The organism is Bacillus sp. USDA818B3_A, from assembly GCF_009928415.1.
GTDB lineage: Bacteria > Bacillota > Bacilli > Bacillales > Cytobacillaceae > Neobacillus.
Map to the genome: position 1 here is coordinate 1 of NZ_JAABNN010000027.1, position 26004 is coordinate 26004.

A 26004-nucleotide genomic window follows, 5' to 3' on the forward strand; every position below is an offset into this window, starting at 1 on the left:
AAGAAGGGCTTCGTTCATTGACATTAAAAGGAAAAGAAGGGGCAGAAATGATTCAGCGCCTGTTAGCCTCGTTCCGCAGTGAGCCGTTAAAAAACTTAGGATTCATGAATACACTTGCCAGTGAGGATTATCAGACAAGTATCCGAGTAACAAAAGATGACGAACAAGTGATTCAAATGCCAAAGTCGAATGTTTTGAAATATATTTTTGAAGATGGTTCATGGGTATGTTTACGTCCATCTGGAACAGAGCCAAAAGTAAAATTCTACTTTGGTGTAAACAGTTCAAGTTTGGCAGAGAGCAAGCAAAAACTGCAAACTATTGAAAAAGATTTTATGGAATTGGTTGATAAAAAAGTCAAAATGGTTCAAATGAAATAATTAAAGAAAACGGTTGCTATTAGTGAGGAAAGCTAAAAAATTCTACTTAATAGTAGGTCCCAGTTAAAGTAGGCTGTTAATTTTTGCTCCAATCAACTGAGTTTTTTAACTGAACTAGATAATAAAAAAGGTATATTTCTCATTACTAAAGAGGAATATACCTTTTTTATTATAGGAATAAATATTATCAATTACCATGATTTAAAAAAGTCTTGCTTTTATAAGAATAAATAGTCGACTTAGTATTCACTTTTAGTTAAAGTCGCATTTTATTAGTATAATTTAATGATTCTTTAAAAAATCAAAGAATTTCAATGTTCTTGCAAAGAAGGAGTTGTTACGTAACTCGTGTCTAAACACGCGATTTAAAAATACAGGAATAGCAAACATTCGCTTGGATCTAGATGGCTGCCTAATTAAACGATAAAGCCATTCAAGATTAAGGGTGCGCCAGAACTTTGGAGCCCGTTTATCCACACCTGCCCAGACGTTAAGACAACCTCCTATTCCCATAAAAATCCCCTTCTCGAATTCATGGAGATTTTGTGCAATCCATTTTTCCTGTTTAGGAAAACCAAGGCCGACAAAAACGAGGTCGGGCTTTCTTTTTTTTATCACATTAATGATATCTTCTTGGGCTTGCTCAGATTTAAAGTAACCATGGTGATAACCAACAATGTTAATATTGCCGTACTTCCTCTTAATATTCAAAGCGGTTAAATCAATAACGTGAGGCTTTGTGCCTAATAGGTATACACTATAATGATTTTCATTAGCTAATTTAAGGAGTTTTTCCATCAGGTCGAATCCTGCAAGTCTTTCCTGGAGAGGCTTACCCAATATTTTGGAAGCAAAAACAATTCCTATTCCATCTGGTATTACGTAATCAGACTTTTTTATTATTCTCTCATAGGAAGCATTGGATTGTGCATAAGTAACAATTTCCGGATTAGCAGTTACAATGAACGTTTTTTGGTCGTTAATAATCCGTGTATGAACAACACTAACAAGTTCATTCATGCTATTATTGACAAAATTGTATCCGAGTACTTGCTGATAATTAAGCATAATTTTTTATCTCCCAATTCGAAAAAGCGAATGTAAAGTTATTGTTCGAAAATATTTATTGAAATATTCTAATGACCATAATTAGAGTGAATTTATATCATTACAATATTTAGAAATAAATCATCTAAGTAAAGCTATTTATTTATACAAAACTAGTATAATTGTAACATAAAATTCACTTATTAGTCAGCATCTAACACAAATTTACAATTCCTCAATGGATATTGACATTTTTTTATAAAATACTACAATACTTATAGGAAACTAGTAAACTAATATAATAGGGAAATTTATCGTATAGGGGGTAGAGTAATTGAAAAGGATTCTAACGAATGGCACTTTTGGCCTAGTACATTTAAGCCGATTTAACGTATTAGAAATCAAAGAAGTCGTCATTGCTACTTATTTATTACTTTTTAAGTGTGTCTTTTTCTTCTTTTCTTTAAGCCCCCAAAAGCAAAAAGTTGTTTTTGTTGTTTCCTTTGAGGAAAATGCCTATTACATTCATCAAGAAATGGTAATGCGCAACGTACCCTTTGAAATTGTCTTTTTATGTAAGCCATCACTGTTGAAGAACCTTCAATCAAAACTTCCTGATACAAAAATTATTCCATTTGAAGCGCCCAAAGTGTTTTTTTGGTTTCAATCAATCTATCATCTTGCAACGGCAAAAGTAGTAATTGTTGATAATTATTTTGCCTTTTTATCTTCGATTAAATTCAAACGAAATGTAGAATGTTTCCAAGTTTGGCATGCTGCTGGAGCATTAAAAAAATTCGGTTTAAAAGATAAGTCGACTTCAAATAGACGAAATGCTGCCATAAAACGGTTTAAAAAGGTTTATGAAAAATTTAATAAAATAGTTGTCGGTTCAGAAGAAATGGCGGATATTTTTATGGAGTGCTTTGATGTTCCATCTGAAAATATCTTACGGATGGGAATTCCGAGAACGGACTTTTTTTATGAAGAAGACAATCAAGAAAAGGTAAAGTCTCTCTTATATAAAGAACACCCATTCTTGAAGGATAAAAAAGTCATTCTCTATGCACCTACATTTCGAGACACTCAACTTGATCATTTTAAATTTGAGCTCGATATAGAAAAAATGTACAGTGAATTAAAAGAAGATTATGTTTTACTCATAAAATTGCATCCGGCTGTGAAATATAATAGTGATTTACAGACTCTATATCCTGAATTTTTATATGACTTTTCCAAATATAAAGGAATAAATGAACTATTGGTGGTAACTGATTATTTGATAACTGACTATTCCTCCATTCCCTTTGAGTTTGCTTTATTAAATAAACCAATGATTTTTTACCCTTATGACTTAGAAGAATATCAGTTACAAAGAGGGGTTATACCTAATTACATCGAACAGGTTCCTGGACCGGTTGTGTTTAAAACAGAGGAAATAATTAACCGCTTGAAGCGGGATCAATTTGACCTTGGACAGGTTTATGAGTTTTCAAATCGATGGAATCGTTATTCGAATGGAAAATCGTCAGGAAATCTTGTCCAGTATATCATAGCCCAATTAGAGGTAGCTCCTGCTAGCCAAGTAAATCAACTAGATGTAACACCTACTGGCAAGTCAATTTGGAGGTAGAATGTGAAGAAGTTTACAAAGGTCTTACGTGAGCCGAGAAAAATTGTTTATAAGTTGTATCACACATTGTTTAATTTAATTGGTTTTTTTCCAATTAAGAAAAATTTAATCATCTTCGAAAGCTTCCTGGGTAAACAATATAGTGATAATCCTAGAGCTATTTATGAATATTTACGAGAATATTACCCAAATTATCAACTACTTTGGAGTATAGATAAAAAACAGAAGCGAAGATATCTGGAGGATAACATACCGTTTATCAATCGTTTCTCAATTAAATGGCTATTTGTTATGCCACGGGCTAATTATTGGGTGATAAACAGCAGAATGCCTTATTGGATCAAAAAACCAAGGCATACTATCTATTTGCAGACATGGCATGGTACTCCGCTTAAGAAGTTAGCTGGTGATATGGATGAAATCTATATGCCGGGAACAACGACAAAAAGGTATAAGGAAGCCTTCTATAAAGAGGCACAAAACTGGGATTATCTAATCTCACCTAATGCCTATTCAACGGCAATATTTGAGCGTGCGTTTAAATATGACAGAAGCAAGATTCTTGAGACCGGCTACCCTCGGAATGATTTTCTAAAACAACAAAATACTAAGTCGGCTGATGACAAAATTAAGGACGAATTAGGAATTCCAAAGCATAAAAAAGTTATCCTATATGCACCAACCTGGCGCGATAACGAATATTACGGAATAGGCAAGTACAAATTTTCACTCAAGATTGATTTTGAACAACTCAGGGATGCTCTTGGTGAAGAGTGTGTGATATTGTTAAGATTGCATTATTTAATTGCGAATCGAGTCGATATTTCAGCTTATAAGAATTTTGTGTATGATTTATCTAGTTATGATGATATAAGGGAACTGTATATAATAAGTGATTTACTAATAACCGATTACTCATCGGTGTTTTTTGATTTTCTATGTTTGAAACGACCGATTATTTTTTATACTTATGATTTTGAAACCTACCGAGACCATTTAAGGGGATTTTACTTTGATTTGGAAAAGGAGGCCCCTGGCCCGCTAGTTAAGACGATGGAGCAATTAGTTGTTGCCATACAGCAGGCAATCAAGGAAGGAAGACAACCTTCAGAAGCCATAATAAAATTTCATCAAAAGTTTTGTCACCTTGAGGATGGTTTTTCAACAAAGAGGGTCGTAAAAAGCGTTTTTTTGGAAAGGGCATCAGAATGAAATCATTAATTCAAATTGTAAAAGAGAATGTTACAAATTTTTATCTGATAATTAGACTTTCAGTATTCCAATTAAAGAGTAATAATAATAATAATTATCTAGGTATGTTATGGGAAATTTTAAATCCGATGATTCTTATTGGTATTTACTGGCTTGTGTTCGGATTAGGTATTAGGGGCGGGAAACCGGTAGGTGGTATAGACTTTTTGCCATGGATGCTTTCAGGAATCTCAGTATGGTTCTTTATATCACAAGCTATTATACAAGGATCAAAGTCAGTGTACTCAAGGATTAAAGTTATTGCAAAAATGAATTTTCCAATGAGTGTAATTCCTTCATTTGTTATATTTTCCAGGTTCTATCATCATGTGATGCTTGTAATAATTATAATGGGATTACTTTCTTTTTATGGTTATTCTCCAACAATATATTTAATTCAACTACCCTATTTTATGATTTTATGCTTATTATTACTAATGGCTATTTCTTTAATTACATCGACACTATCTACCATTATTCGTGATATCCAAATGGTTTTACCTGCTATTGTTCGAGTATTAATGTATCTCTCGCCCATCTTATGGTCCAATGAGAAATTACCGCCGACAGTTCTGCATTTTTTGAAGATAAATCCATTTTATTACATTATTGAAGGATATAGATCCACTTTATTAGGAACAGGCTGGTATTTTATTGAAAATGGAAGGTACACGCTCTATATGTGGTTATTAACATTTATTCTGCTTCTAATTGGCTCTATTCTTCATATGAAATTCAAAAAGAACTTTGTCGATTATTTATAAAAAAAGAGGAAGAGGGAAAGACTGTTGGATATAATAAATCTTGGTGAAGGATTGAAATTATCTGAAGTAAGCAATAAAAATGTACACTTGGTGAATGCATACACGATCACCGAAATTCTGGATGCCGAGACTGAAAAGTTAGAAAGCTTGAAAGAAGAGCTATCTAAAGTCGACTACATTATTATAGATCTAATTAAAGAAAAACCTTTGGAACCAACAAATAGAGTTCATATATTAGACTTTTTTACCAGGATGCAGCCAATCAAAAAATTTCTTACCATTGTGCAGGATATCGTTCCGCGTCATAAACTACTTCTGCATGAGGTTTATTATTTTCAAAGTCAGCTTCCTGATAATGAGAAATGGAAAAAATATAATAAAGAGTTAAATGAGCAATATGAGAAATTAAAACAATTTTTTGAATATGAAATTGAAACAATACTTATGAAGGATATTGAGAATTTGGATATAGATTCTTACTTCATAAAGTTTTATAAAAACTTATTTAATGATTATGATAAGACACAGGAAGTATTTAAAGTACAGTTATGGCATGAAGATTTCCTTAGGAGAACGTGGGACAGTGTCTTAGAGTTCCATGGAGGATATATTACAAAGTTTAAAAGCATGACCCATCTAGAGTGGCATCAACTTGCTTTTTGGAGCAATTACACGAATCCTATCTCAGGGAAAACAGTTAAGAGAGTACCGAAGTTGAAAAAAGGTGCAACATATGAAGTTTTACCTACCTTTATTAAAAATGATTTTAATACGAGAATCATTTTTAATTTCTATGGCAGTAATGATAAAGTAATTAGCAGTCAAAAAGTGGAGGATGGAAATTCGCTTATAACTGTGCCAGAAAATTATAATTACTACAGAATGGGGATAAGGCTTCTGGGATCTGGGGAAGCCATTTTTGAATATATTAAAATAAGGCGATACCGTCAAAAAGGATTTGTATCATCCTTTGACCAAATTGAGTACTTTGATAATAGCGAACCTGTCACCTATCAATTTACGAAAGCCCCTAAAGCTAACCATTTAGTTATTTGTTTTAGCGGGGTTAAAGTAAGCAGAGCTGAATATGAGTTCCTAGGTGTTTTACGGAATGTATCCGTACACAAATTATACTTTTTAGATGACTATGCTACAACAGGAAGCTTTTATCAAGGCAGAAATAAGAGCCAAGCTCTTCAGGAAAATATTATAAAAATTATTAATCGATACGCCGAAATGTATAATATCCCAAGAGAAAATATCATTACACTTGGGAACTCCAAAGGTGGCGGTGTAGCTTTATATTATGGGTTTAAAATCGGTGCTGGGGTCATTCTAGCTAGTGGTCCTACACTAAGATGGGGAAAACGATTAAATCAGAACTCGCAGTGGCCAGCAAGTGCATTAAACTATATTGTAGGCGAACCAACGATAGAGAATGTAGAATATCTTGATAATATGATAATCAATGCGATACAATCTGCTCCTTCCTATCCTAAAATTTATTTTATGTTAATAGAAAAGGATAGTCTCACTCAGCCTTATTTCGATGACTTTAGAAAGACCTTAGAGGAGAAGCAAATAAGTTATTCGATTGATTGGAAGGATGGAGAAGGTCATAATGACCTAATAAAGCATGTTGGCGGATGGGCAAAGGGAAAAATTCAACATGATATTTTAAGCCGTTAAAGCGACCTAAAAAATTTAAGTCAGGGATAAAGGGGACTGAAAGAAGCTTCCCTTTATTTTTTTTGCCTTAAACTCCAGAATTTACCGCATAATTCTTGTACGTTCTTGTAACAGATTCATTCCTTTTAACCATATACTTTATATAGAATATTGTTTAGAATAGTGGTTATCTAATTCGTTTTTACTATTAGAAACTCACAAATTAAGGAAGTATTAGTATGAAAAAAATAGTTTCAATGGTTTTATTGTGTATATGCTTAATTTATGGCATGTATCTACTTCATTCCCATACAAGTACAAGTTCTAGCCAAAAAATAAGTAAAAGTACAAGTTCTAGTCAAAAAAAAAGTGATAGTACAAGTCCCTCTAAAAAGAGTAACAGTCAAGCAGAATCCAACCCCTCAAATAATCAAATCTCACTAGAACCTACTACCATCAATAATTCTTTCGAAGATAACGTTTTAAAACTATTTGAAAAGGATTATAAAATAGTAAAGGTGAGTTTTCCAAAAGGCAGTAATCCAAGTAAACAAATCCAGAAGGCATTAAATCTGGCTAAAGATTCAAAAACATCCATTAAGGTTATAATTCCAAAAGGTAAATATACGTTAAAGGATACACTCCATATCTACAGCAATACGTGGCTTTATACGGATCCTGACACCATATTACGGAAATCGGATAAGCACGATGATATCATGCTAATAAATGGTGAATTTAATGCCACATATAAGAAGTACGGTGGAAATTCTAATATTATAGTAGATGGTGGGGTATGGGATGCTAGGGGTGAAAGCTCGAAACAAAGAACCCCATCTGTCTTTGGTTTTGCGCATGGAGAAAATATTATCATCCAACATACAAATGTAAAGAATGTCTATGCAGGACATGCCGTGGATTCCTCTGGAAATAAAAATATCATCATCCGAGATAACAATTTCCTTGGTTCTAGGAACGGGAATGAGTATACAGAAGCTATTCAAATTGATGGTATGGTTTCAGATTTGGCGTTTCGAAGATTCGGCAGTGTGGACCTAACGGTTACCACTAATATGGTGGTAGACAATAATTATTTTGGAAATTCTAATGAAAAGGGTATGAAGGCTTGGGGAGTAGGAATTGGCAGCCATTCAGCTGCATTGAATAAACCATATTCTAACATCCAAATCTTTAATAATACATTTGAAAGGATGACATATGCAGCTATAAGGGGACACAATTGGGAAAATATCATGATAACAGGTAATTACTTCTACGATTGTGTTCTAGGAATCCAAATAGATAGTAGTGGAAAATATTACTATTTAAATAATGGTGAGCACCATCAGGGTTATGGAAATCTTCTAGTATCTGAATATGAAATAAAAGAAAACCATTTTCTTGGTAAAGAGGGATCATCGATTAAGCTGGATGGAAAAAGTGAAGATTTTGAAGGACATATTTATTCAGCGGATAACTCTTTTTATACGCTTAATCTTTCTCATTAATGTGAAAAAAACTACCTGATAACTAAACCAGGTAGTTTTTTTGTTCCTATTTTTCTAAGTTTTCTTTAGCCGATACTTGACGGAATAATTTTCCCCAATTTTCGATAAAATGTTCTTCACTAAACTTTGAAGTCACTTCACTTGCATGTTTAGACATTTCCTCGATTAATACAGGGTTGTCAAAGGCATAAATAATTTTTTCAGCTAAGGCATCAATATCTTTATCCTTTACTAGAAATCCGTTAGTGCCATCAATAATCATATCACTTGGGCCGTATTTTAAATCATATGAAATAACAGGACAACCAACAGATAAACTTTCTAATATGACCAACCCAAATCCTTCGTGGTCACTGGATAATACAGAAAAAGCAGCGCTCTTGTATACATTAGAAGGGTTATTAGTAAAACCCATTAGGCGAACATTTTTTTGTACCTTTTTCTTTTTTATTAATTTAGTTAATTTTTCTTCATCTTTGCCAGTCCCGTAAATCTCCAATTTTACGTCAGGTAAAGTCTCAAGTACTTTAGAAAATGCCAAAATGGCATGATCAATTTGCTTTTGAGGAGCAAGCCGCCCTATTAATACAGCTTTTTTCATATCTTTAGGAATGGTTTCATCATTTAATTGTGGTGCATCTTTATAAGCATGTGGAATTAAAAAGAAATTTGACTTTTCTCCGTATCGAGACACAATATCGCTTTTTTGTTTATTTGTTAAAATGACAATGGCATCAGGTTTATCGATATTTTCAAAAACCTCTTTATTTTCCTTAAGTAAAGGAGAATCAAAATTCCTAGGCTTTTCTAAATGTACATCATGCGTCATGAATATTTTAAACGCATGTTTGTTTTTATAGGACATGATAATTGGATCAGCAGCTCGTGCTTCAGAAATAATAAAATTTTTCTCTTCGTTATTAGTCAAAATATCAAGAAAATAATGCTGCATCTGTAAGTCACTATCTAATACTGTAATTATTTCACCACTTTGGTCATAGATTTGGATTCTTTCTACTTGGTTTTCATTGTCCACTAACTTAAACCACTTCGTCATATATGCAGAACCATTTTTTCGATAAAAGATAGTTTGTCTAACAATATCAGGACTAAATAAATCATAATAATGAGTACGATGAATATAACCCATATTGTCATATTCATCAGTTTTATATCGATATCTGTTCTCATTAAAGTGATGAACCACTTTTAAGTTTCCTTCTTGGTCGAATCTTTTGTACTTTTTATATAGGCCGTTGTAAAAAAACCTATAGATGTTTGTTCCTTGCTGGTGATAGACTAATCCTTCTTCCTCGACTTTATTCTCTTTTTTCTCGTACTGAACCGATTCACGACGGAAATAGTCATATAAATTAATAAAATGAATACTATTTGACATGATTTTTCTATCTCTTAAATTGTCAATAACAGATCCATAATTGGGATTATAATTAAATGTAACAACTGTGGAATGAACATTGGCATATTGACCAAATAATCTTCCTCTTTGAAACATAGAGGAGGTTAATCCCCCGAAGCTCTCACCGAATTTCGATGTAACAAAAAAGTAATTCCCATCGGGAAAAGCAGTGTGATTAGTGTGTTCCGATTCTAACATATAAGCCCCTCTTCACAATAAGTAAGATTATTTTTTATATAGTACTTTTTTATGTTTCTTTATTTCTTTGAAAATCCTCTCTGAATTTTGTCTGTCGTGATATTTAATATGCTTAGCACGATAAGGTTTAAATTTCTCTTTCTCAGTAAAGTCTCGTTGAATGTATTCATCAATTAAATCAACCATTCCATCCACTGTGAAAGCTCGGTCACCAAATAATTCTGTTTCCATGTTAATATAGCTGCCTTCATATTGATTATATTCATCAATATCGAACTGATAAAAGAGAACAGGTTTTGACATATAGAACATATCCCATGCAATGCTCGAATAATCGGTGACTAAAATGGAAGATTCCATAATCTTTTGGTTAACCTTGATATCCCCAAATTGATAAATATTTATATCAGGATTATCAATTTCAAAATTCCCAATATATTCTTTGAACTTTGGATGGATAAAGAAACTTAACTGAATATTATGGTCACTAACCATTTTCTGTAAACGCTCAGAAGTTAACAGGCCAAAATAGTGCTTGTAATAATCGGTCGCTAGAAACTCTTCTTGTGTCATCCCCTCTAACCATGTTCTCCATGTTGGCATAACAAAGATTTCTTTCTTTTCTACCTGTTGTGATTTATCTTCTAATACATCCCAACGTGCGAGACCTGTCACGATAATTTCGTTGTTTTTATAATTAAAATAATCCTTAATGATGGTTCTTTCATAGTCGGAGCTGACCACAAATAAGTCAACTGCATTATTCTTAGTTTTATTTAGTCCGCCGGTATGAGCTTGCTTTAATCCAAATACGCCGTGTTGAAGAAAGACTATTTTTTTTCTATCCAGCGCATTTTTTAATCGGCCTTTTTGAACTCGGATATTCACACTATGGACTTTTAATTCTGATGCAATAAATAATTTAGCTGCATAAGTATAAACCATGTGTTTAAAACTCTTTAATTTAAGGACCCTGTCCTTTTGCTTAGCCAAGGTCTTAAAATCCTTAGAATCTTTATCAATTACATAGAAATAATTCTTGTGTTTATTATTTTCATAACAATACTTAAAGAAGTAGTAACCATTATCCTGAGCAGTTTGTGAGAATTTTTCGAAACCGATCCAAATATCCTTTTTATCAAAGTACTTCTTAAATAAACGATAAGTGTAATAGGCTAAATCCTCCTTGATTTTATGCCAATTTGTTTCGTATTTTTCCTCTGGCCGATAGGTAAAGGATAATTCTTTGTTTACAGTTATATAGGGATAAATAATATAGCCGTTAGTGAAATTATATTGATTTTTTATTAAATGTTTATTTATATCGACTTTTACATTGGATGTGGGATTTTTCACCCTAATATTTACTATTTCAGTACCGGCTTGAACAGCAATGTATAGATCCCAGTAAAATGGTTGAAATTCAAACGCATTTACATTAATGACAGTTTGTATATAAACACCATTTTCAAGTTTATCTGTACGTATAGGATTAATTTTGTATTCTAGAGATTCTCCAGACCCTCTCAATACTAATTTTAAAGAATCTATAGCAAAGTCGGCTAAGTCAACCATTGTTAAGTTAACACCAATCGTGACATGATTTTTTTTCATATCAAATGTTACTAGTTGAATTTTTGACTCATACTTTTCTGAAAGAAGTTTATTATATGGTTTGATTACACAAGATAAATAATTTTTATTCGTAAGGTAAAATCCAAGAACATTATTGGTATCAGTAATTACTTGATTGGTAATGGCAGGAAAATATCTTTGATGCTTTGGTTTTAAACTCTGGCTTAATAGTCCGACCTTTCCTTTTAATATCAAATCACCTTGCAAAACTTTCAAATATATATCCCATCTTGAGTCTTCTGAGATTGCACTTGCTATAAAGTCGTCCAAAACACAAACAAGGTATCCCTCTTGGTCAAGATTTAAATCATATTCATAAACCTCTTTTTTTCCTCTCGCTGTAAAACCCAGGGTTATCTGATGTGCATGATGAACTGTTTCGTTGAATAGTAATCTTAATGCACTGTTATTTATTTTTATATCCTTTAAATCAAAGTTGACAGGTATACTTTCATAAGCAAATTGTTTAAAGCTTTCTTCTGTTTCAATGCGGAATTCAAGAATGTTCATTTCGGATAAAAATGGAACAAGAAGTTGCGAATCCTTTAGTTTAAAAGGAGAAAATGTCCGGAATTTATTTTCAGCTATCCAAGCCGTCTCTAATTTAAACTTAAAAACATTACTCAGAAAAGTATCCTCTTGTATAGATTCATCATCGGTTGGTAAAATTACCACATCTTGATCTGGGAAGGTTTCGAATCTGGCAATTAATTCATAATCCGACATAGCGTTTATGTTTTGAAAAGTGGCTATCATACTCTTATTGGTTAGTGTCAGTATGGAGTCCTCACTTAGCTCAATGGTACCAGTAAAAAGGATTTCACCTTTGTGCTTCTTATTTCGTAAATAAAGTTTGACTCGATTGTCCAAAAATTGATTTATGACGTTATCGGAAAGCATTACCTTTAAATTTCCCTCAGTATCAACATCCAAACGATTTATGGGGAGGGAAGAAATCTTATTATAGCCCCAGAAGGTTAGTTCGCCATTAGTGGTTAAATAAGGAACAATCGTCTCAATTGATGTCTGGATAGGTTTATAGAAAACCTGTTGATGGGACATTTGGCCAGGAAAGGCAATTCCAACTCTCCGTTTAATGATGGAGTGTTTTATTTTTTGTTCAATGTACAAATCGTACCTGTGATCTTTGGAAAAATTTATATTCAAATTTACCTCTAGTTTTATATTATCAATTGAGGTCTCAATAATTTCATAAGGTAAAATGATGGATTTCTTTTTATGTTTCCGATCCACCAATGTTACAAAAAATTCCTTGAAATCTAGATTCTGATTAACATACCTTGGGAAGGTGATAAAAGCTTTGCTTCCAGTAAAATTTAGTTCTATAGCTGTTATTTTACTGGAATAAGTTTTAGCAAATGCATTTGTGATTCTTAAGCTATCCCCATAAAGGATAGACAATTCTCCTTTTTTAGTTAGATATGGAACCACACTCGTTTTATAATTAACTGCAAAAACTTCGCTAAGATATCGAGACTCATCTTGATCGGATGGAATATCAGTATACATAGGTCTGTATAGGGTCCCATCTTGATTAACCAAAAACACATCGAGTATGTTTCTTTCATCTTTTTTATATGGAATTTTACTTAGGTCAAATTTTATTGAAGCTAAATTTCCATTTTGCTCTAGCAAAAATTCAAGTTCGATTGATAATTTGGATTCCCGATCCGTTAAGTGAATCATAGTGGGTTCAAAGTCTTTTTCGGCTTCACAATCCATAATTAAAAAGTTATTTTTCAAATCATATCTTGTTAAAGTAATTTTTTTCATTATAATGCTCCCTACTGTTAATCTTTGTTGTAAACTCCCTATTACTATTTAATATCTGTAAGGATATTCTTTATACGATTTGCCGCTTTAAAGAGAACTGGGTTCTTCTTAGAAAGTGTCCATAATGTTCGAATGAGGGAGGAATCGAGTAGAAACATTCCTCGCTTTTTTTTATTTAACCGCTCAGCATTTTTCAAAATTTCCTGATAAATTCGATTGGAATTATTATGATCTGTGAATTTAAAATATTTCGTTCGTAATTGTGCATATTTTTCCTTTTCTTGAAAATTTCTTTCTGCATAACTTTTAATTAGCGAAATAAGCTGTTCTGCTGTATAAGCCCCATCACCAAATAAATCTCTTTCCAAATCAATATAGCTTCCCTGATATTTAACATACTCCGAAAGATCAAATTGAAAAAAGATGACGGGTTTTTTCTGATAATACATATCCCACGAGACGCTAGAATAATCAGTAACTAATAAAGATGAACGCATTAATAATTTATTTAACTGTATTTCACCAAACTGATATATTTTAATTCGGTTATTATTACTGGTAAATTGTTTAATATACTCCTTAAACTTTGGATGAATAAAGAAGTTAAGATAGATATTATGCTGGGTGAGAATTCCCTTTAGATCAGGAGAATTTAAAAGAGAAAAATATTGTTTATAGTATTCGGTTGTAACAAATTTCTCTTCTGGCAGATCATCCATCCAAGATCTCCAAGTGGGCATTAATAATATAGTTGATTGGCCCCCAGATTGATCAAATAAAACATCCCAACGACTTAGGCCGGTAATAATAATTTCCTCATCTTTATATCCAAAATTTTTCTTAATAATTTCCTTTTCGTGTTCGGAGGAAACGACAAATAAATCCACTGCATTATTACTTGTTTTTTTAAATACTTGGTCCACTCGCTTTAAACCAATTACGCCATGTTGTAAGAACACTTGGCGCTTTTGATTAATGGATCTTTTTAATAGGCCCTTTTGGGTGCGTATATCATAAACATGACCCTTTGATTCAGAGGAAATCAACAATTTTGCTGCAAATAGATAAATCATATATTTAAAGCTCATATATTGGATGACTTTATCATTCATGGATTCCAAGTTATGATAATCAGGGGAATCCTTTTTTATGATATAGTAAAAGTCCTTTTTCTTACCTTTTTGATAACAATACTGAAAAAAGTAAAAACCATTGTCTTGAGCACTATCAGCAAATTTCTCAAATCCGAGCCAAATATTTCTCTTATCGAAATACCACTTAAACAATATATAAATATAATACGCAAGCGTTTCTTTAAAGTAATTGAAAGAGGTTTCGTATACCTCTTTTTCTTTATAAAGTAATGCGATTGTATTGGCTGCAGTGATATAGGGATAAACCCAATACCCATTATCGTAAATATAGGATTGTCTAATTGATTTCTTATTTAAATGACTTCTTACATTACCTGCGGGGTTATTTAAGCGAATCATATAATCATTGTGATTAACATTAACGAGCAGGTAAAAATCCCAATAGTAATTTTGCAGTTCAAGGGATGAAATATCAATTGAAAATTTTATTATACTTTTTGTTTGTGACACCTTTTCATCAGAAATTGGAAAGTTATACTGGATAGGCTCGGTTTTGCTTCTGTATTTTAATACTAAGGATTTCACAGTAAATGAGCTAACATTCGGAAGCTGAAGATTTAGCGTACCTTCTATAATCTTATCTACCATATGAAATCTGATAACTTTTAAGTGCGATTCTAATTTTTCATTTGCTAAGTGAAAAGGTTCTCTTATGACTAATGCAAAACCATTTTTCTCTGTTATATATGGAGTAACGACATGTATCCCTTCAGTTGGTATTGAATCAAGATACCTTTTGTATTTAGAAACAGGCTCTTGGTCGAAGAGCCCTAGTTGACTTCTTCCGCTTATACCAAAGTTATTGGTTGTTTCAATAAAGAAGTCCCATCGAGATGGTTGATTATAGTAGGCTTTAATAAATGAATTCAAATTAATCTTTATTTGCTGTTTCCCGTCAATAGTGGTTGTTGCTGCGTCAGGATGCCACTCTGTCTTTGAACCTCGTTCAACTAAAACTAATTGTGACGTTTGCATGGCTGGTGCTATTATAAAAAAAGATAAGGTATTGTCTAGTAAGTTAAGCTCAACGTCTCTTATGATGGTTTTCTCTTTTTTCAGGCCTTGATAAATCTTTAATGGATTCCCGTATGCAAGAGCAAGCTGGCTTCCTTTGATAAAAAAATGTAATTGATTCCCATTTGGGACTTGGTATGGTAAGGAATAGGTGATTTTATTTCTTAAGGTGTTGGATTGGGGAACCAACATATAGTTTTCATTGTTTGAAAGTGAAACATAGATATTAAGTATTTCTACGTTATTCCGTGGATTCGGAAAATCAATAGTATGTAAAGGGAGCGAAAAGTATAATTCCTCTTTATTTAATTTGGTTATTTTTGCTTCGATAACTTTGCGCTCTTTTAATGTTTTATGGACTAAGGTAACTTTTATTTCACTTTTTAAACAGTGGTTTTTATTTACTTTTATCGAACCTGTGAAGTTTCCGTTTTTAATATCTATATCTGATAACAATAATTTTCTCACCTGCTACTCCCCCCTTCCTTCCGTAATAAAATGTTCAAGCTATTTAAGAAACACTACATATTTTAACATTATTATCCCTTATTCGGCAGAAAATGATGATAATAATGCGAAAATTTGCTATATCTTGCATTTAAAGGATGAATTGAGCAAGAATATACTCATCTTATAAATTTTACCTAGGTTGAAATTGCTATACAGGAAAAACCCTTTTTCCTCAAGAAAAAGGGTAAAGAACCTAAACAGCTAAAGCAGTATTAATTTGTAACACTTTCTTTTTTTAGAATTTCATTTAGAAATTCCAAAACATCATGTCGAAGATCTTTGTCTTGCAGGGCAAAATCGATGGTCGTTTTGACAAAACCAATCTTCTCACCCACATCATATCTTTTACCTTCAAAATCGTAGGCAAATACACGCTGAATATTGTTTAGTTGCTGTATGGCATCGGTAAGTTGAATTTCCCCGCCTGCTCCAGTTTGTTGATTTTCTAGAAACATGAAGATTTCAGGTGTTAATACATACCGCCCCATTATGGCTAGATTTGAAGGAGCCGTACCCTTTTTTGGCTTTTCGACAAAATTATTTACCTGATAGCGACGTCCTTCCTGGGCTAGAGGATCGATAATTCCATAACGATTCGTTTCATCATCTGGAACGGTCTGGACGCCAATCACGGAGGAATGAGTTTCCTCATATTGGTTAATTAATTGTTTAAGACAAGGCACTTGACCTTGGACAATATCATCACCTAGTAGTACAGCAAACGGCTCATCACCGATGAAATTTCTAGCACACCATACAGCATGTCCTAAGCCTTTAGGTTCCTTCTGTCTAATATAATGAATATCTGCAAGGTTAGAAACATAATTAACTTTTTCCAATAAGCTATACTTTTCCTTCTCCAGCAAGTTTTGCTCTAATTCTGGTGTATTATCAAAGTGGTCTTCAATGGCGCGTTTTGACTTTCCGGTTACAATAATAATATCTTCAATACCGGATTGAATGGCTTCTTCCACGATATATTGAATGGTTGGTTTATCTACAATTGGTAACATTTCTTTTGGCATAGCTTTCGTAGCTGGCAGGAAGCGTGTCCCTAATCCAGCAGCAGGTATAATTGCTTTTCTAACTTTTTTCACCTTAGTACCCCACTCCATTTTTCTGCATAATTTGACATTATTAAGTCTAAATGAAATTGAAAAAGTTGTAAATATAAATAGGAATAAAATCCTATTGCTTTAAAAATAGACCTTTTTTTGGCAATTTCCAACAAATTCTGACCTTCTTTTTAGATATGTGCTATTATGAAAAGTGAGTTTTTTTAAAAAAAAACCGTGTACTTATTTTCCTCATTGTAGAAAATAAAATAACTACAAAATTAAGTCATAGTTGGAAATAATATTAGTAAGGAGCAACCATGGATAATTCAGTTGTTTTTAGTAATGTAACAAAAAAATATAAAATGTATAAAAAGACTTCTGATAAATTATTGGATTTAATTTTACCGAGTGGTTATGGGAATGATTTTTATGCTTTACAAAATATAAACTTTGTGGCTAAAAAGGGTGATGTTATTGGCATCATAGGTGTAAATGGTGCAGGTAAATCAACGATATCTAATTTGATTTCAGGTGTTATCCCCCCAACATCAGGTAATGTGAACATTAATGGAGATGCTGCCCTTATTTCTATTGGAGCAGGTCTTAACAATGAGTTAACTGGTCGGGAAAACATCGAGTTAAAATGTTTAATGCTTGGTTTTAAAAAGCATGAGATATTAAATTTGATGCCTAATATTATTGAATTTGCTGATATTGGAGAATTTATTGACCAGCCCGTTAAAAAGTACTCGAGCGGAATGAAATCTAGATTAGGCTTTGCTATCTCAGTCAACATTGATCCTGATATTTTGGTGATTGATGAAGCTTTGTCAGTAGGAGATAAAACATTTTATCAAAAATGTTTAAATAAGATGAATAATTTTAAGGAAAAGGGTAAGACGATATTTTTTATTAGCCATTCTATTGGACAAATAAAAGAATTTTGTCAAAAAGCACTATGGCTAGAAGCAGGAGAAGTAAAAGCTTATGGATCAGTGGATGAAGTGGTGCCGCTATATGATCAATTTATCAAAGAGTTTAACAAGATGTCAAAAGAAGAGAAGAAAAAGTTCAATCGCAGAATAATGGAAAAAAGGAGCAGAAAACGTTCCTCAACTGCAGAAACTAGCAATCATTCTGAAAGTATAACCCTGTCAAGAAAGAAGCCTAAGCGGAAAAGTGATTTATGGTTAAATTCGTTATTACTAGTCGTAGTATTAATCGGAGTTGCACTATTATTTATTAAATGGAATCATGTAATTACTTATTTCCAGGCAGATAAAAAAGAAAATGTCATGATTGAGGAGGGGCAAAAAGAGGCTTCTAAGGAAAAGGTGAAAGAGACGACTACTAAGGAAAACCCAGTGGCAACAGTGAAAGATGTACGCTATGTGCAAATGAGTGCAGGCTTTGTGAGAGACATGCCTGATTTCTCTTCCAGTCAAAAGGTGACGATGGTGAACTTCGGAGATGCCATCACCGTAGAGGAAATCAAAGAAGACCCTGTTCAGGGATTTAATTGGTTAAAATTCAAATTAGCCAATGGACAAGATGTCTGGATTAGTGAAAAACTTGTGACTAAAATAGAGCCACAGCCGGATGAGTCCGAATTTGTATCCTCTGTCAGCTCTTTGACTCAGAATGATCAATTGGGTGAGACGCTGGGCGCCTTTGGAAAAACAAGACAGGAACTTGGGACAGACGCAGACTCTGCCACCATGGCGTTTAATAACCAAGATCAATTGAGTGAACTTCAATTTGAGCTGGACGGTTTAACGAGACAAGAGGTTGTGGAGCAGTTAGGAGAACCTGCACTGCGCCTTAAAGAATATACCTATTTGTATCACGGCGAAGATTACGACTTTATCCTGTATGCTAACAACCAAGGGAACTTTACGGAAATGACGGTCAGACCGGCTCAAGGCTCGTCTTCTTGATAAAAATGAACCTGAATAGATGGCAGAGTCCTGTCATTTATTCAGGTTTTTATGTATGGAAATAAAATGACACTTGGAGCCGGATTAGGTAACGAGATATATCTAAAGACTTAACATAAGTTTTACATTTCATTCACTAACACTTCATATTGGTTTTGTATTATTAAGACAAGGTTTTTTGGACAAACTTTAATAAATCAAAACCAGTGAGGTGGTCTTATGCTAAAAAAATTAAAATTATTAGCAGAACAAATATCATCCTATATGGAAGAGTATGAAAATCTTGAGGTTGAAGATTTAGATGAGTTTAATGAGAATAATGATTATGTATATGATCCCGGTTGGAATCACACTCGATGATATAATAGTTACAAATTGGTTATGATTAGGGCCCTCCGGGGTTCTTTTTTGTTTTTACATAAGTTAATCGATCCGCGGGTAAACCAAAGTAAATTCGGCGCAGGGAATTGTCGACGAGCAAATTTATGTTTATAAGTGATGCGGGGAAATTATATATGGTTAATAATATAAGGAAAAATGAAAAATACTAATACGTGAAGCTAATATTTTGATTTAGCAAGGAAATAACACTATATTTATATCCGGAAATAGTCTTTAAATAGGTACACATAGTGTTCAAAATAATATAAATACATATGGAGGTATATATGAACGGGCCTAAGTACAAACGAGTGGTATTAAAATTGAGTGGGGAAGCACTAGCAGGTGAGGCAGGATTTGGCATAAAACCTTCGGTGATTAAATCAATTGCTGAACAGGTAAAAGAAGTAGCGGAACTAGGCGTGGAAGTAGCTGTTGTTGTCGGCGGCGGTAATATATGGCGCGGGAAAATCGGCAGTGAAATGGGTATGGATCGAGCCACAGCTGATTATATGGGTATGCTTGCAACGGTGATGAATTCGTTAGCGCTTCAGGATAGTTTAGAGAATTTAGGAATTGCGTCACGTGTACAAACATCGATTGAAATGCGTCAGGTGGCTGAACCATACATCAGACGCAAGGCAATGAGACACCTAGAAAAGAATAGGGTTGTGATCTTTGCAGCAGGTACAGGCAATCCGTACTTCTCAACTGATACCACCGCAGCGTTAAGGGCAGCGGAGATTGATGCGGAAGTAATCTTAATGGCGAAGAATAATGTCGATGGTGTTTATTCTGCTGACCCTAGAATCGATGAAAATGCCACAAAGTATGAAGACCTTACTTTCTTGGATGTCATTAAGGAAGGGTTAGCGGTTATGGATTCAACGGCCTCTTCACTGTGTATGGATAACGACATTCCGTTGATCGTTTTTTCAATTATGGAACAAGGAAATATCAAAAGAGCGGTTATGGGCGAGAATATTGGTACCGTTGTTAGCGGGAAGTAATAATCTCAAAATAAGTCATGGCTATAGCTAAAGAAAAAAGTACCTATGGATTAGATACTCTTTCACAAGAGCCTAATCTATAGGTACTTTCTTAATAGATATTTCTTATTTTTAGTTATTTAGTTTAGCTCTAGTTGAGTTCTAAGTTCATTTTGAAGTCTTTGCTTCTCTGCATCAGAAACGATACCGTAATAGATTCCACCGATCTTCGTACCTGTTTCTTTGATTTCCATTTGAGTAATATTGCTACCGACAGATTTATAATTCTTCTGGATGTCGACCATTTCATCAAATGTAAGATTTGTTTTTACGTTCTTGCCAAGGGCATTGAAGATATCGGAGTAATTAGTTAAGCCTGAAAGACTTGCCCCTTCTTTAATAACTGCCTGGATGATTTGACGCTGTCGTGTTTGACGGCCAAAGTCGCCGCGAGGATCATCATATCTCATTCTAGAATAGGCTAATGCTTTTTTACCGTCTAGGTTTAATGTACCTTTAGTAAAATGATAGCCATCATAGGTGAAATCTAGATCATTTTGAACAGTGATTCCGCCAACAGCATTAACGATATCTCTAAAGCCTTCCATATTAACCTTCATGTAGTAATCAATCGGTATATTTAAGAAATTTTCAACCGTATTAACGGACATTTGTACACCGCCAAAAGCATAAGCGTGGTTGATTTTATCCGTTGTGCCTTTTCCAACAATCTCCGTACGAGTATCACGTGGAATACTAAGCATCTTTACTGTATTTGAATTTGGATTAACAGTTAATACAATCATCGTGTCAGAACGGCCTCTGTCGCCTGAGCGCTCGTCAACACCAAGCATTAAAACAGAAAATGGATCTTTTTCTTTAACTGCAACAGGCTCCTCACGCTTGTCGGATTGAGTTTTTTCAAGCGGCTCATTCATTGTTTCGACAGCCGTTTGTAAGGAACTATATACATTATAGGCATACACGCCCACACCAATAACAAGGAGAAGAAGAATAATACCAGTAACTTTCAGCCAAGTTCTCTTTTTCTTTTTTTGAGATCTCATTCGATAATACCTCCAAAAAATTGACAAATATTTTGCACTCAGCTAATAGAATACCAAAAAAGTAGGAAAATAGATATAAAAAATATATGGAATTTTTATGGAAATCACTTTTTCATAACCATTAAAAAACTGCCTTGTATTCATTTGATTACAAAGGTTTTCTAAAATAACTAGAAAACCTGGAATATGAAATTATTTTAGGACTTAGTTAGGTCTAAAATACTAAAAAATGTAAAATAAAAGGAATTAACTCTAAATCCGTCGAAATTATAGTGAAATACTTAACTTAAGGGAGAGAGCTTGATGAGAAGCAGCCGGCCTTATAAATCTCCGATTGCAGCCATGTTATGGTCATTGGTCCTGCCGGGATTTGGGCAACTGTATAACAAAGACTATTTAATAGGAATTATTTTGCTCGGATTAGAGTTTTTAATCAACTTGAACTCACACCTGAACATCGTTCTTGTAAGTACATTTAATGGGGACATACATGGTGCTCATCAATCGGTTAATTACAGCTGGGGATTATTCTATCCATCCATTTATGGATTTGCCATTTGGCACGCCTATAATTCGGCAAGATCCAATAACAATAGATTAGAAGGAAAAGCAGTTGAAAACCGAACCTACTTGTCTGGATTCTTTATTGGTCTCGTCATTGGTATGGATTTCGGTTTAGTTTGGCATGATAGCACTTTTATCAAACCAGTTCCCTTTTTGGATTATCCGGTTTTTAATGGGTTATTATTTGGTTTAATAGTAGGGATAACGGGGTATCTAATGGAAAAGAAGCTCTACCGGAAATGGAAAAGGTACGGAAGCTAGGTTTCATAATATACAGGCACTCTGTAGTATTACTCTTTACTTACCCTTGATAGGCAATCGCAGCTTTCGACTCTATCTACAAATATTCCGCAAATTTCAACTGGTAATATATTTACAAATAGTCAGACTTTCAGTAAAATAAATAAATAGTTCATTCTAAATAAAGGGGGGGATTTTGGGAGTTGGAGAGAAATGATAGAGATAAGAGTCAGAATATTGTTGATTTTTCACAAATTGTGAGAAAAGCATATGAAAAGGGCGTTAATGAATCAGAACTAACACTTGAAAAGTTAATTGAGGATATAAAAACGGATTTAAGACAATTAGTCATCTGTTAATTATTACGGGCTATTACGGGGAAACCTAGATAGCCTTTTTTGATGGCAGGGATTACGTAAAGATCTACAATGAAGAAATTATTAATTAATAATTAAACCGAGTTTCTACTATTATATACGTGTTAAAAGCGTTTACAAAAAAGATGTTAAAAGAGAACTCTATTCAGAGTCCGCCTTCTGGTTAGTAAAGTAGTTAATTAAGTATTCACTCCATACCTGATACCCTTTATCGCTAGGAGCACTCATATTGGGAAGCAGGTATTCTTTAAATGCATCCGTATTTGGATCTGGCCAAGCGGTCCAGTGATTAAGATAGGTCAGATGGTTTTCCTCCGCAAACTTCCTCAACGATTCTACCTGACTAGGATAAATCTTTGCCCTATAGAGTGGATAGGATGGCTGGATAATAAAAGTGGTTTTAGGATTTTGAGCTTTTATATCCTGGATGAGTGTTGTAAGATCTTCTAAGGTTTTATTGATCAAGACCTCGCCGTTATTTAGCTGAATTAAAGGTTCAAGAACGATCATATCAGCCTGCTCTGCTGCAATCTCGTCTTGTTTGTGACTAGCAATAAACTGAGTAGAGGTCATCTGATAGGTTTTGAGGGATACCTGCATATTCTTCTGCTCAAAGGTCTGAAGTAACTTATCACGGACGATAGGGAATGTACCTACCTGCTCAGAGCCAATTGCAGGGGATCCTACAAATAAAACCTTAAAAGTTTGTTTTCCTTCCAATTTTTCTTTAAATTGTTCAACGGCTGCTGCAGGCCACTGGCTAGCATGACCCAGCAATTCCTCTTCTGGAATCTTTTGCTGGTTATCGATAATTCTCTCTGACACTTTCTTGGGCGCTGCTTCAATTTTTTGATTCCAGTGGGATTGTCCGAAGTAGAGGACTGCCGCACACAAGAAACCTAGTAATATCGTTAAGAATTTATTCTTCATTTAGTGCTACCCCCAAAATGTTTTGTAACCCTATTTTAACAAATGTTTAATAGAAATTTAATCCAATTGAAAAAATCTCTTTAAAAAATGTCAAAATGATGTAAAATAATAGACGGAAAAAGGAAAATAATTAGGAAATATGTCGGAAAGTGCTATTTTTATGATATAATCAATTTCGTGCCAATTTTACATATTTTCTGGGAGGACAACATGGAAGAAACGATAAGTTTAAAAGAGTTACTTCAAACACTTCGCAAACGATTAAGCTTAATATTGAGCATAACCTTTATTGCCATCTTGGTATCTGGAGTAGTAAGTTTTTACTTCTTAACTCCAATCTATCAAGCATCCACACAATTACTAGTTAACCAGTCTAAAAGTGATCAGACTTTATACCAAACTAACCAAGTTCAAACTAACCTTCAATTAATTAATACCTACAATGTCATTATTAAAAGCCCAGCGATTCTAGAATTGGTTATTAAAGAGTTAAATCTAGATATGTCAGCTAGCGCATTAAATCAAAAAATAACTGTTTCAAACGAAAAGGACTCACAAGTAGTCAATTTGTCAGTTCAGGACACAGACCCAAAAATGGCAGCAGAAATCGCCAACAAAACAGCAGAAGTATTTAAAACTGAAATTGTAAAAATTATGAGTGTTGATAATGTCAGCATCTTAGCGAAGGCAGATGCTGCAGAAAATGCATCCCCAATTAAACCTAGACCTATAGTAAATATTGCAATTGCGGCAGTAGTCGGTTTAATGGCAGGTGTCGGCTTAGCCTTTTTATTAGAGTACTTCGATAACACCATTAAAACAGAACAAGAAATTGAAAAATTACTTGGTCTATCGGTGCTTGGGGTCATCGCCACCATGGACGAATCGGATATAAAAAATAGTCAAAGTAAACAATCAGCACGAAGTGTAAAAGTAAGAGGTGAAACCATTGGCTAAGAAAAATAAGCGCAATGTGGTTAATAACAGAAGGTCCTTAGTAACACTCTTAAACTCTAAATCTCCGGTTTCAGAACAATACAGGACGATTAGAACCAATATTCAATTTTCCTCTGTTGATCAAGAAATTAGATCAATAATGGTCACTTCAGCTGGACCAGGAGAAGGGAAGTCCACTACGATTGCTAACTTAGCTGTCGTATTCGCTCAGCAAGGAAAAAAAGTTTTACTAATAGACGCGGACTTAAGAAAGCCAACCGTTCACTATACATTTAATCAAACCAATACATTTGGATTAACCACTGTATTAACAAAGCAAATGACGTTAGAAAAAGTAATCGTGGATACCGAGGAGAAAAATCTATTTGTTTTAACGAGCGGGCCAATTCCGCCAAATCCGGCAGAGTTACTCAGCTCAAAAGCTATGGAACAGTTCTTCCAAGAAGCACTTGAGGTGTTTGATATCATCTTATTTGATACACCACCGTTATTAGCCGTTACGGATGCACAAATACTTGCCAATAAATGCGAGGGGACGATTCTAGTTGTTTCTAGTGGGAAGACAGAAAGCGACCAGGCAGTTAAGGCGAAAGAAATGCTTGATGCGGCACAAGGTAAGCTGCTAGGAGTAGTCTTAAATAATAAGAAACTACAAAACGCTAACTACTATTACTATTATGGTGGGAAGTAAAGGATCATAAACCTATTTAACACAATTTGATTATTAAGGAATGAGGGGGCTATTCGATGATTGACATACACTGCCATATCTTGCCTGGGATAGATGATGGGGCACAAACATTAGAGGATAGCATAAAAATGGCCAAGGAAGCTGAAAAAGAAGGAATCCAGACCATTATCGCCACCCCTCATTTAAATAATCATTACGATAATAGAAAACCTTTTATACTCCAAAAGGTAGAAGAGTTAAACCGTGCTTTAGTTGAGGCAAGAGTTAATATAAACATTCTACCAGGTCAGGAACCGAGAGTTTACGGAGAAATAATTGAAGATTATGAAATAGGTGAAATCCAGACATTAAATGATAGTCAGTATTTGTTTATTGAATTCCCATCCAACCATGTTCCAAGATATGCGGAGAAACTTTTATATGATTTACAAGTAAAAGGGTTAATCCCAATTATTGTTCATCCCGAAAGAAATTCAGAACTGATCGAACGGCCTGAATTGCTTTATAGGCTGGTTGAAAAGGGTGCTTTAACCCAAGTAACAGCATCTAGTCTTTGTGGTTACTTTGGAAAAAAAATAAAGAACTTCTCTATGGAAATCATAGAGGCAAATTTAACTCATTTTATCGCTTCTGATGCTCACAATATTAAGAATCGTTCGTTTAAAATGATGGAAGCTTTTGACTTTATTGATGAAATATACGGGACTGATTATGTCTATCTATTCAAGGAAAATGCGGAACTGATCTTTGCTGGGGAAAATGTGATAAAGGAAATCCCAACTCAAATAAAAAAGAAGAAGAAGTTTATATTTTTTTAGTGAGTATCAAAAAGTGTAA

At 33.9% G+C, this 26004-nt stretch carries 20 protein-coding genes and 1 pseudogene; 14 read left to right on the top strand and 7 right to left on the bottom strand.

What is annotated here, in order from left to right:
• Window positions 1-380 (top strand): annotated as a pseudogene (locus GXK58_RS24225) (phospho-sugar mutase); the annotation flags it as partial.
• Between the two features lie 282 nt (window positions 381-662).
• Here the strand turns inward: GXK58_RS24225 and GXK58_RS24230 are convergent.
• Complete coding sequence (locus GXK58_RS24230; RefSeq protein WP_160725741.1) at window positions 663-1448, bottom strand: WecB/TagA/CpsF family glycosyltransferase; 786 nt, start codon at window positions 1446-1448, stop codon at window positions 663-665.
• Between the two features lie 313 nt (window positions 1449-1761).
• Between GXK58_RS24230 and GXK58_RS24235 the strand changes: the two genes are divergently transcribed.
• The 5 genes from GXK58_RS24235 to GXK58_RS24255 all read left to right on the top strand — a co-directional run bounded on the left by GXK58_RS24235 (window position 1762) and on the right by GXK58_RS24255 (window position 8251).
• Window positions 1762-3060, top strand: a complete 1299-nt coding sequence (locus tag GXK58_RS24235; protein ID WP_237389769.1) for a CDP-glycerol glycerophosphotransferase family protein — start codon at window positions 1762-1764, stop codon at window positions 3058-3060.
• Window positions 3061-3063: 3 nt separating this feature from the next.
• Window positions 3064-4272 carry a CDP-glycerol glycerophosphotransferase family protein gene (locus GXK58_RS24240; protein ID WP_160725742.1) on the top strand — a complete coding sequence of 403 codons (1209 nt, stop codon included), beginning with the start codon at window positions 3064-3066 and terminating at the stop codon, window positions 4270-4272.
• A complete protein-coding gene (locus GXK58_RS24245; RefSeq protein WP_160725743.1) occupies window positions 4269-5075 on the top strand; it encodes an ABC transporter permease in 807 nt (268 codons plus the stop codon). Before GXK58_RS24240 ends, GXK58_RS24245 begins: the two co-directional genes overlap by 4 nt.
• 24 nt (window positions 5076-5099) lie before the next feature.
• Window positions 5100-6764, top strand: coding sequence for an accessory Sec system protein Asp2 (locus GXK58_RS24250; protein ID WP_160725744.1), 1665 nt, complete (start codon window positions 5100-5102; stop codon window positions 6762-6764).
• A gap of 218 nt (window positions 6765-6982) precedes the next feature.
• On the top strand, window positions 6983-8251 hold the full coding sequence (locus tag GXK58_RS24255) for a glycosyl hydrolase family 28-related protein (protein WP_160725745.1): 1269 nt from the start codon (window positions 6983-6985) through the stop codon (window positions 8249-8251).
• Between the two features lie 46 nt (window positions 8252-8297).
• Here the strand turns inward: GXK58_RS24255 and GXK58_RS24260 are convergent, their stop codons facing one another.
• The 4 genes from GXK58_RS24260 to galU all read right to left on the bottom strand — a co-directional run bounded on the left by GXK58_RS24260 (window position 8298) and on the right by galU (window position 17073).
• On the bottom strand, window positions 8298-9869 hold the full coding sequence (locus tag GXK58_RS24260) for a glycosyltransferase (protein ID WP_160725746.1): 1572 nt from the start codon (window positions 9867-9869) through the stop codon (window positions 8298-8300).
• Between the two features lie 27 nt (window positions 9870-9896).
• The gene (locus GXK58_RS24265; protein WP_160725747.1) at window positions 9897-13298 is read right to left on the bottom strand and encodes a CDP-glycerol glycerophosphotransferase family protein; all 3402 of its coding nucleotides are present in this window, start codon (window positions 13296-13298) and stop codon (window positions 9897-9899) included.
• 44 nt (window positions 13299-13342) lie between these two features.
• Window positions 13343-15934, bottom strand: coding sequence for a CDP-glycerol glycerophosphotransferase family protein (locus GXK58_RS24270; RefSeq protein WP_160725748.1), 2592 nt, complete (start codon window positions 15932-15934; stop codon window positions 13343-13345).
• A 254-nt stretch (window positions 15935-16188) separates the two neighbouring features.
• Window positions 16189-17073 (bottom strand): UTP--glucose-1-phosphate uridylyltransferase GalU, encoded by an 885-nt coding sequence (galU, locus tag GXK58_RS24275; protein ID WP_160725749.1) that lies wholly within the window; start codon window positions 17071-17073, stop codon window positions 16189-16191.
• Window positions 17074-17351: 278 nt separating this feature from the next.
• On the opposite strand from galU, the gene tagH reads away from it, so the two are divergent.
• The 3 genes from tagH (at window position 17352) to pyrH (ending at window position 20362) form a co-directional block, all read left to right on the top strand.
• Complete coding sequence (tagH, locus tag GXK58_RS24280; RefSeq protein ID WP_160725750.1) at window positions 17352-18971, top strand: teichoic acids export ABC transporter ATP-binding subunit TagH; 1620 nt, start codon at window positions 17352-17354, stop codon at window positions 18969-18971.
• 219 nt (window positions 18972-19190) lie between these two features.
• On the top strand, window positions 19191-19331 hold the full coding sequence (locus tag GXK58_RS24285) for a hypothetical protein (protein WP_160725751.1): 141 nt from the start codon (window positions 19191-19193) through the stop codon (window positions 19329-19331).
• Window positions 19332-19639: 308 nt separating this feature from the next.
• On the top strand, window positions 19640-20362 hold the full coding sequence (gene pyrH, locus GXK58_RS24290; protein WP_160725752.1) for a UMP kinase: 723 nt from the start codon (window positions 19640-19642) through the stop codon (window positions 20360-20362).
• Window positions 20363-20481: 119 nt separating this feature from the next.
• Here the strand turns inward: pyrH and tagU are convergent, their stop codons facing one another.
• Window positions 20482-21408 (bottom strand): polyisoprenyl-teichoic acid--peptidoglycan teichoic acid transferase TagU, encoded by a 927-nt coding sequence (gene tagU / locus GXK58_RS24295; RefSeq protein ID WP_160725753.1) that lies wholly within the window; start codon window positions 21406-21408, stop codon window positions 20482-20484.
• A 303-nt stretch (window positions 21409-21711) separates the two neighbouring features.
• Here tagU and GXK58_RS24300 point away from each other — a divergent pair, with 303 nt between their 5' ends.
• On the top strand, window positions 21712-22233 hold the full coding sequence (locus GXK58_RS24300; RefSeq protein WP_160725754.1) for a hypothetical protein: 522 nt from the start codon (window positions 21712-21714) through the stop codon (window positions 22231-22233).
• Between the two features lie 182 nt (window positions 22234-22415).
• Complete coding sequence (locus GXK58_RS24305) at window positions 22416-22571, top strand: hypothetical protein (protein WP_160725755.1); 156 nt, start codon at window positions 22416-22418, stop codon at window positions 22569-22571.
• 159 nt (window positions 22572-22730) lie between these two features.
• Here the strand turns inward: GXK58_RS24305 and GXK58_RS24310 are convergent, their stop codons facing one another.
• Window positions 22731-23519, bottom strand: a complete 789-nt coding sequence (locus GXK58_RS24310) for an SGNH/GDSL hydrolase family protein (protein ID WP_160725756.1) — start codon at window positions 23517-23519, stop codon at window positions 22731-22733.
• Between the two features lie 210 nt (window positions 23520-23729).
• On the opposite strand from GXK58_RS24310, the gene GXK58_RS24315 reads away from it, so the two are divergent.
• Genes GXK58_RS24315 through GXK58_RS24325 form a run of 3 tightly spaced genes read left to right on the top strand, consistent with a single transcriptional unit; the run spans window position 23730 to window position 25985 of the window.
• Window positions 23730-24476 (top strand): YveK family protein, encoded by a 747-nt coding sequence (locus tag GXK58_RS24315; protein ID WP_160725757.1) that lies wholly within the window; start codon window positions 23730-23732, stop codon window positions 24474-24476.
• Window positions 24469-25167 (top strand): CpsD/CapB family tyrosine-protein kinase, encoded by a 699-nt coding sequence (locus GXK58_RS24320; RefSeq protein ID WP_160725758.1) that lies wholly within the window; start codon window positions 24469-24471, stop codon window positions 25165-25167. Before GXK58_RS24315 ends, GXK58_RS24320 begins: the two co-directional genes overlap by 8 nt.
• 56 nt (window positions 25168-25223) lie before the next feature.
• Window positions 25224-25985, top strand: a complete 762-nt coding sequence (locus tag GXK58_RS24325) for a tyrosine-protein phosphatase (RefSeq protein WP_160725759.1) — start codon at window positions 25224-25226, stop codon at window positions 25983-25985.
• Window positions 25986-26004 lie beyond the last annotated feature (19 nt).

Excerpts from the sequence above, each read along its gene's own strand:
- tagU (WP_160725753.1), bottom strand. The coding sequence starts at position 21,408 with ATGAGATCTCAAAAAAAGAAAAAGAGAACTTGGCTGAAAGTTACTGGT.
- GXK58_RS24285 (WP_160725751.1), top strand. The coding sequence starts at position 19,191 with ATGCTAAAAAAATTAAAATTATTAGCAGAACAAATATCATCCTATATG.
- GXK58_RS24310 (WP_160725756.1), bottom strand. The coding sequence starts at position 23,519 with ATGAAGAATAAATTCTTAACGATATTACTAGGTTTCTTGTGTGCGGCA.
- GXK58_RS24325 (WP_160725759.1), top strand. The coding sequence starts at position 25,224 with ATGATTGACATACACTGCCATATCTTGCCTGGGATAGATGATGGGGCA.
- GXK58_RS24315 (WP_160725757.1), top strand. The coding sequence starts at position 23,730 with ATGGAAGAAACGATAAGTTTAAAAGAGTTACTTCAAACACTTCGCAAA.
- GXK58_RS24260 (WP_160725746.1), bottom strand. The coding sequence starts at position 9,869 with ATGTTAGAATCGGAACACACTAATCACACTGCTTTTCCCGATGGGAAT.
- GXK58_RS24255 (WP_160725745.1), top strand. The coding sequence starts at position 6,983 with ATGAAAAAAATAGTTTCAATGGTTTTATTGTGTATATGCTTAATTTAT.
- pyrH (WP_160725752.1), top strand. The coding sequence starts at position 19,640 with ATGAACGGGCCTAAGTACAAACGAGTGGTATTAAAATTGAGTGGGGAA.
- GXK58_RS24265 (WP_160725747.1), bottom strand. The coding sequence starts at position 13,298 with ATGAAAAAAATTACTTTAACAAGATATGATTTGAAAAATAACTTTTTA.
- GXK58_RS24245 (WP_160725743.1), top strand. The coding sequence starts at position 4,269 with ATGAAATCATTAATTCAAATTGTAAAAGAGAATGTTACAAATTTTTAT.
- GXK58_RS24300 (WP_160725754.1), top strand. The coding sequence starts at position 21,712 with ATGAGAAGCAGCCGGCCTTATAAATCTCCGATTGCAGCCATGTTATGG.
- GXK58_RS24230 (WP_160725741.1), bottom strand. The coding sequence starts at position 1,448 with ATGCTTAATTATCAGCAAGTACTCGGATACAATTTTGTCAATAATAGC.
- tagH (WP_160725750.1), top strand. The coding sequence starts at position 17,352 with ATGGATAATTCAGTTGTTTTTAGTAATGTAACAAAAAAATATAAAATG.